An 8462-nucleotide genomic window follows, 5' to 3' on the forward strand; every position below is an offset into this window, starting at 1 on the left:
GAACGCGTAGTACACCGACGCGGTGAGATTGAGTCGACCGAAGTGACCGTCGCCGTTGTAGCCAACGTAAGTGACGTCGTACTCGCGGAAATTCTCCAGACCTAACGACGCCGGCCGCTCTATGAAGCCGTTGGCGTTGTAGCGCAACTCATCTTCGCGATTACGGTTGTAGAGCACCGTGGCTTGCGACGTGAAGCCCAGCACTGGGAAATCCTGGCGATACAGGTTCGCGACGAGCACGTCGTCTTTTCTCGGCGATTCGCTCACATCGTTGAGGCCGCTGTTGGTGTCCTTTTCCAAGCGGCGGAAGTACGCGAGGTTGTACTGCCATTTGTTGTTGCCGCGTGTGCCGAACAGCCGCGCGCCAAGCTGATTGTCCTGGAACAGGAAACCTCGGAAGTCCGACGAGAATGGCTGAATGCCGATACGGAAGCTGTCGAAGTCGAAGTTGTCGGAGACGTTGCGCAGGTGTTTGTCCACGAACGCCGCCTGCAAGCCGATGAAAGTATCGTCGCGCGTCAGTCCGCGACGAGCATCGGAGTTCACCGCCTGCACTTCTTCCAACTCGGTGTAGTTGTATGAGATCACCGGTGTCACCCGGAACTCCCAATCGGGTGGCTTGAACACGGTGTTGCCTTTGTAATAGACAAACTCCGCGCTCAGGTTCTGCGATACCGACCATTGGTCGGAGCTACCGAACACGTCGATGCCGCCTGGCTGATTGGTCGAAATGGCGCCGATGGGCGTCGGCACTTCACGCAGTTCGTAAATGGTGTCCGAGATCAGCCCGAGATTGAAAAACCAATCGTCGCCGACCACCGGCTTGTCGGCCTTGAGCACGTTGCGGTTGTAGGGATCCCACCAGCGCTCTTGATAGCCGAGCGTGTCGACGATGCGCCAACGATCCGGCATCGGCACGGAGTCCACGAAGTCGGCAAGACCGGGACGCGGGATGGGTGAAACCGATGCCGGCGGCGCGCGCTCCATGACACGCCGTCGTGGCGCACGACCAGTGTCGTCGAGCGTAGGAGGCAGCGGCACGACCTGCTGTGCTTCTGGCGGCTGCGGCGGAATACCCTCGCCTGTCACCGGCGCCGAACGTTGCGTGCCACCTTCTGCAGGACACGGCACTTCGGTATAGCCCGGACGCCGCCGCTTCACGATACGACCGATGTCGTCTTGGTAGCAGACCTCGGCAGCGCTTGCGATGCTGGACCAGGCGGTCGCGGTTACCACAAACGTGCTGAGAGTCAGCAACGATGCAGTCAGTGGTGGACGTCTACGCTTCACGTCACTTTCCTCCACACACGTTATCGTCAGTGCCGTCGATGAACGGCGCTTGCGGACACTGCACGTAGCGCAATCGCACGCCTTGCGGTGTCAGCGTGTCGGCGCGTCGTTCCGACGGTGCGTTGCCGATGGCACCACTCAGCGCTTGCCCGGCGTTGTGCAAGCCCATGAATGCGACCATGTCGTCCTGATCGATGCCGTCACCGGACACGCCGATGCCGCCGATCAGCGTGCCGCCGCGATAGATGGGCACACTGCCCGGGAAGATCTGTAAACCATTGCCCAAGCGCACGCCGGTGATGGTCTGCCCCACGCTGCTCAGATCGGTGGCGAGTTGCACGCCGGCACAGCCGGGCGCCACATCGGGAACGGGCACGCCGCCGACGAACAACACGTGCTGCAGAATCGCGTTCATCGCCAGATCCAGCTGCATGCCGGTGGAGAATGGGCTCCACTCCCCTTTGGGTTTACTCAGCGGACCCTGGTTTTCGTAGTTGATGCCGTCCGGATAAAACGGTCGCGCGAGATTGCCGGAAGCGCGATCTGTATAGGCGATCTGGCCGTCGGCCAGTGCATTTGTATCGCCAAGGAAAGTTCGAAGCGCATCCACATAGCCGCTCAACTGGATGGAGCGCACGACACTCACCGATGCATCGGTGGTACTGAGATATCTCGCATCCGGCAAGGTCGCGATGAACGCGCCAGCCGAGCTCGATGACATGAACGCAGCCGTGCGGGCTTTCTGTAGCGACACATCGGTGCCGAACAACGGCGCATCGCGCGTGCGTGCGATGCCAAGAATCTCGCCTTGAGAATCGACGACCGAGATAGTCACGCGCGCTTGCGATCCCACCGGCCGTCGAATCTGCGCACGAGCGCGATTGGCGACATCCAGCGATGACTGCAACAGCGTCCGCACTTCAGACTCGGCCAGCACGGCGCCACCGACGATGGTGCCATCCGTGCCAGCTCGCGGCGGATAACGCAGAGCGTTGGTTGCATCCACCAACACGAAGGCATCGCGGCCCGGGAAGTTGAGATCGCCGTCCGGTCGAATGCCGGATCCCGGCTGACCGAACGCCGTGCCGTCGCGAATCACACCGTCCGTGTAGCCCAGCACGGGAATCACAGCACCGACGGCCGGCGTCAACGTAGCGAATGCTGGTGCCGACAATGGATTGCTGTTGAGATCGGCGAACTCCACATCGGTGAAGCGCAACACCTTGCCATCGACGGTGATGCGATCGGAACGACGATCCACCGGCGCGCTGAAACTAAAGGTCGCCGCCAGCGCAATGGCTTCATCGACGTCTCGGTCCCGATCCAGAATGCTTTTATCGATGGTGTAGAAGCCGTCGGCCAGCACACCGACGCCGCCGACCACCGTGCCGCCTTTATACAGCGGGAAGCCGCCAGGATCCGCCGACAGTCCCAACGGCGTGCGTTGCGGACCAACACCGGGTGCGCCGTTGAACTGACTCACCAGATCCGAACAGGCGAGCGAGCTGAACTGCACACCGAACAACGGCCCGGCCGGTTGCAGACTTTCGCCGGGATTGAAATTCTCCTGCACGATCTGACTGGCCACGCGCGTGGAGAACGCGTTGCCTTCCGAAGACAGATAAGCGCCCGTCACTGCTTTCGCAATGGCAGCGGCATGATCGATGTTTACTGTCGCCGCGGCTTGCACAGGCAAGCGAATGCCTTCCAAACCACCGGACACTGGCGAGTCGCCCGCGGGCGACGTAGTTACGGTCACAACACGTGTCGCCGCATTTCCCATTCGATACACAGCCAACACGTTGCCGACCCGATCCACCACGGCAATAGTTGCATTCACGCCGCGTGCCTGCGCTTCAGCAACGCCTTGAGCGATCACCTGTTGAACATCGGCGACGGTGAGATTCGAACTGGCGCTTGCACAGCTGCCCGTGCAAGAAGGATTGCTACTGTCCGTGCCCGTGGTCGGCGTCACCGACGTGCCACTACCCGAACACGCGGTCAGCAGCAGTGCCGTCAATGGCAATAGCACTGCCCGCCACGCCGGTGGAGATGTGCAAATCTGTTTCATAATCCAGAGAATTCGCCCCTAGAGGCGGTTTTGGTTTCGCTGCCGCCGAAGTGCGGGTCGATTCGGCTGCTGAAGCCATTGGTTAAAGCCTCCAGCAGCGATCGTTCGCGCGGGTGATATTCGTGACAGCTCACACATTGCACGGTGACTCGTTCGGCTGCGGCCTTGTCGCCGTGACACTCCGTGCATTTCGTCATCCCGGGCACCATCAGATCGCTGCTGTCCTCGGATTTCTTGGCTGCATGGCAGGACAAGCACGCGGCGTCGCCGGTCAGCTTGTTCTGAATCTGATGACTGCGATGATCGAACCGATTGGCCGGGTAGTAATCGCGCTGGAATCGGATCGGAATCACTTGGAAACGATCGAAGACATTGGCCGCTTGCGTGTCGATCACGCCATGGCAACCGACGCAACCACGGCGCGTGAACTGACTTTCGATTTCCTTGCGAGCACTGCGCATCGCGCAGTCGAACGGCACGCCAGTACAGGTCTCCTCCTCGTCTTCATGCCCTGGTAGTCGGCGGCGAGCTCGAGTCGGCTTGCCCGCATTCGGGTCGGAGAACTTGCGCGTGAAATAGTCCTGCAACGTGAGCACGACTTCGCGCGGCTTGCCATGTGGTAGCTGGCGATCGGGTGCTCCTGGATCGAAGGTCAGCTCATGACATGAGGAACACTGACCTTCCATCGAAATCGGCGCGAAATGTTCGCCGTCCGATTCCAAACGATGACAGTCGGCACAGTTCATGGGCTGGCTGTCGCCACGACGCAGCACCTGCTCTGGATCCAAGTGCTGTTGGTGCGAGAACTTCAAGTTGGACTGTTCGGTGGCCTTATCCAGATCAGCGATCAGCGTCTTCCATTCGTAGCTGAAACCCGCGCCCGCCGGCACCGTGCTCGATGCGAGCAAATGGGGTTTGAACTCGGGATGGCGCTGAAGCGCGAAACCTTTGACCGGCTCGAGTTTGATCTGACCGAAATCGGTCGCTGGGTCGCCATGACAATCGACGCACATGCCGTCGCCGCTGTTGACCAGGAAGGTCTGCGGCTCGTTGTGTTCGCGATGACAGGTCGCACAGCGCGGTGTCGGCCCGAGCTCCGTCATCGCCAGCCGCGCCGGCAGGATGTGATCATGAGTCGTGCGATGACAGTCGGTGCACGCTGAATCCTGTACGCGCTGGAATAATTTCTGGTGACAGGTCTCGCAGCGATCGCCGATGGCTTGTTGATGCACCTGATGCAGCGGCCCGCTGTTCCAGAACTTGTCGCCGGGCAGCCACGAGGGCGTCGCCTGATCGGCGTGATGCAGCTTCATCACGAACATCGGCAGTCCGAGACCGAACAACACCACCAGCATCACGCCAGTCCACGCCATCACGCGCTTACCCAGCCAGGTCTGCGACAGGTCGGTTCGAAACGCGCTCTCGAAGGCGCTGGCGTCGATACGGTCGTTGGGTTGCAGCTCGATAGCTGCGTTGAAGCCCGGTGGCGGCTGAGAGATTCGTAAGCGATGACCGGCCAGCTCGATCACGTCGCCGACATTGAGCCGCGCCGTCGCCTTCTTCTTGCCGTTGATGCGAACCACTTCGCCGCGCCGGCACTCCAGCACCAGCTGCGAGCCTGCCAGCAAGATCACCGCATGTTCAGGCGCGATGCCGCGGCCGAGCAGTTGGATGTTGCGATCGGCGGCACTGCCGATGGTCAGTTGTTTGCTGGTGATCTCGGTATCGTAGTACTCAGCGATACCGTCCGGCCCTTCTCGTAGTTCTCGTAGCAGTGCGTCCATACTTTGCTCCGCGCACTACCAGTAGAAGAACGTCGAAGCGATGTGCAACACCAGCGCCACCAGTAGCGCAATGGTGATGGGCACATGAAAGTACAGCCAGATCTTGAGCCAGCCGTATAAACGAATGTCGCGGCGGATGCGGCGTAACACGGCCTGCCGCCGGCATAGCAAAACGATGAGCTGCTGGAGATTGGCAGCCTCCGCACCCTTCGCGGCACGCGGCAGTCGAGCGCCGACGAAATCCACGACCTGTTGCTGGTCGGTGTTACGCACCGGCTTGCCTTCGCCACGCACGAAGTACGAACCGTCGCGGCTGAACAGCTGGGAGTAGATGCCACCGCCGAGCGTCGTGCGCTCGATGCTGCTATCGACGGCGATGGCGACATCTGGAGCGCAACGGCTCGCGATCGAACGCGCGTTGCGATCCAATTCAAACAATTCGGCAAACAGTTCCGCGCGTGCCCCGCCCTCGCGGTTCTTGGAAATGAGCTGGGGATAGCTCATGTAGGTGTACAAGCCGAAGAAGCCACTCAGAATCACCACACACATCAGCACGTACGCAAGCGTGTGCAGATTCCAGCCCACCTGGACGCCGGAATGTAACGTGGCAATGACGATCAGAGTCGAACCGAGATAGACATGAGCCGAGGTCCAGCCTTGCACCGTGCCAGTGGTCGAGCTGTAACGGCGCTTGCGAACGCCGAGTAACGTCAACCAAACAATCAACAACGCGCCGGTCGTGCCGAGCACATAGCCCTGCCAAGTGCCTCCGTTGGGCGGTTGCGAGTCGCCTTGGGTGAAGTACAAGACTATCGCGGACACGATCAGCGTCAGCGACCACCAGAAATAGCGAGCGCCGCGATAGAGCAGCAGATTGCGATGAATCACCGCTTCCGCTCCTCGACCAGATCGATGAACTGCTCCGGCCCGATGCGAATCGCCGCGCCGGTCGGGCAGGCGCGCACGCAGGCCGGCCCACCCTTGAGGCCGACACAAGCGTCGCACTTGGTGGCCTTCTTGCCTTTTTCCTTGGCCTGGGCTGAAGGCTTGTAGTCAGGCTCCTCGCCCGGCCCGCTGCCCGAGGCGAAAATCATCCACGACACCAGGCCCGGCTTTTTCGGCGCGTCGTACACCATCCGAATCACGCCGTAGGGGCAATTCGCCTCGCAGTTACCGCAGCCGATGCAAGTATCGTTGATGTAGACCTCGCCGGTCTCCGAGCGGCGCAAGGCGTTCGGCGGGCAGTCCTTCATGCAGTGAGGCTGCTCGCAATGCCGGCAGGAAATGGGAATGTGAATGTTGGCGAAGGTCGCACCGGCCTCTCGATCCAAGCGCGAAACACCTTCGTGAGTCTCGGCGCAGGCCTTTTCGCAGTTGTCGCAGCCAACGCATAGACCTTCATCGATGACCAGGACGTTGGTCGCCTCGCCCAAGCCTTCTTGCATCAGGAAGTTCATCAGCGTGCCGGCTTCGGGCCGTACTTGCATGCGCGCGTTGTCGACGACACGCCGGCTGACATCTTTCTGCAATGGATCCAGCCGCGCATCGTCGCGACGCGTGAGTTCCAGAAACTCTTTACGTTTGATCTCGATCAGCTCGGCTGCCACGTTGGCAGTCGCGGTCTCACGCCGCACCGGATCGCCCATCAACGCCATTTCGCCGATCAGCTGACCGGAGCGGACTTGCGACACCAGCTTGTCTTCGTCGCCCTGGCGACGTAACAACGTGATCGCCCCCGAGCGCAGCACGAACAGCGAATCGCCGACGTCGCGCTCGCTGAACAACACTTCGCCGGCTTTGAGCCGACGGAGCGTAACGCGAGTGGCGATGCTTCTCAGCTCTCTGAGCGTGGCGAACGGCGCGAAATGCCGCTGCAACTCTCGCACGATGAAGATCCAATCGATGCCGCTGCGAACTTCCTCGTTGGAGTTGATCAGCTTCACCATGGTCCGGCGCGGTGTTTCCACCAGAATGCAGCCGGGACCGGCCACCGCTCGCTCCAAGCGCGGCCGACCGGAGAGCAAACTCATTTCGCCGAAAAACTCGCCGCGACCCAGTCGTGTGCGAATCTTTTGCGGGCCGCTCGCTTCGAGCAATACCTCGCCATCGACGATGGTAAAGAACGACGTGCCGAACTCGCCGGGCCCGTAAATCACTTCGCCCTCGCGAATGACCCGCGTCATGCGCGGCTGCGGATCTTTCTTGGCCAGCTTCTTCTGCAGCTGCCCCATGCGTTTGCGCGCGTCGTCGAACTCGGCGCCGGACGGGAACGTGACGATCAGGTCGCTCTCGATCACCAGTTCGCGGAACGCCAGCGCGTTCATCTCACGAAACATGGGGATCAGGGTCTGGAAGCGTTCGACGATCTCGTCCACCGAACGCTCGAACGGCAAGCCGAAGAATTGATACTCCAGCAATGGATGATCGGCCGGCTTCACGTCATTGCCGTTGATGAACTCGACGACGTCGTAGCCTTGATTCATGGCCTGCTTGATCAGCGGAAAACCCGCCAGCGAGCCGATGATGTAAACGCCGGGAACGTTGCTTTCGTAATGCCGAGTCAGCGCCGGAATGGCATCGGCGCGCTCGTTGGGAAACTTGATGCCGATGGACTCGACGAACTTACGCGGCGGAATGGCACCCAAACGGGCGACGATACGATGACATTGCACCGTCTTCTCGCCCGCCGCTGTTTGCATTACCACGGTCAGAGGCACAGCGCCGTTGTTTTGGGCGACGCTCTTGATGCTGGTCTCGTAGTAACAATTCAAGCGCCGCCGCGGATCGGTGATGGCCGCGACTACGGCGTTGAGATTGGCGTCCTTGGCGCGGCTGAATTCCTTGCCTCGATTCAGAATCCAAACATCGTTTTGTTCGGCCAGCGCCAACGCATTTTCGATGGCCGAATCGCCGGCGCCGACCACCAGAATGGTTTCGTTACTGAATTCTTTGGGATCGTCGAGCTGATATTGAACCCGCTCCAGATCTTCACCGGGCGCGCCGAGCTTGCGTGGATTGCCTTCCAAGCCGATGGCGAGCACGACGCGCGCCGCTTGTATGGTTTCGCCGCTGGTCAGTTGAATCGCGAAAGCGCCTTTGGCGCCGCTGATTTTGCGGACTTCGGCGTTGTGACGAAGGTTGACGGCCAGGCTGTTTAAACCGTCGCCCCACGCCGACAAAATTTTCTCGCGGCTGCCGGCGGCGAAGCCCAGATCGCTACGCAGATCCAGGAACCCAGGCTCGGCCATCACATGCTTACCTTTCTGGTAACGCTGGATGGTCTTGGCGTGTGCGTTGAAGCCTTCTAACAGTATATA

4 protein-coding genes and 1 pseudogene are annotated in these 8462 nt (G+C 60.6%); all 5 read right to left on the minus strand.

From position 1 onward, the window contains the following. Positions 1-1290, minus strand: a pseudogene (locus tag JNL55_RS13375) (hypothetical protein); the annotation flags it as partial. Position 1291: 1 nt separating this feature from the next. Further along, positions 1292-3310: a heme-binding protein gene (locus JNL55_RS13380; RefSeq protein WP_293853714.1), complete on the minus strand. Its 2019-nt coding sequence runs from the start codon at positions 3308-3310 to the stop codon at positions 1292-1294. 47 nt (positions 3311-3357) lie between these two features. Further along, complete coding sequence (locus JNL55_RS13385) at positions 3358-5145, minus strand: cytochrome c3 family protein (protein ID WP_293853716.1); 1788 nt, start codon at positions 5143-5145, stop codon at positions 3358-3360. Positions 5146-5160: 15 nt separating this feature from the next. Then, positions 5161-6033 carry a hypothetical protein gene (locus JNL55_RS13390; protein ID WP_293853718.1) on the minus strand — a complete coding sequence of 291 codons (873 nt, stop codon included), beginning with the start codon at positions 6031-6033 and terminating at the stop codon, positions 5161-5163. Then, positions 6030-8462 (minus strand): cyclic nucleotide-binding domain-containing protein (locus JNL55_RS13395; protein WP_293853721.1); only part of this gene is annotated, 2433 nt, incomplete at its 5' end. The genes JNL55_RS13390 and JNL55_RS13395, both read right to left, overlap by 4 nt.

Origin of the sequence: Steroidobacter sp., assembly GCF_016790065.1 — a bacterium.
GTDB lineage: Bacteria > Pseudomonadota > Gammaproteobacteria > Steroidobacterales > Steroidobacteraceae > Steroidobacter.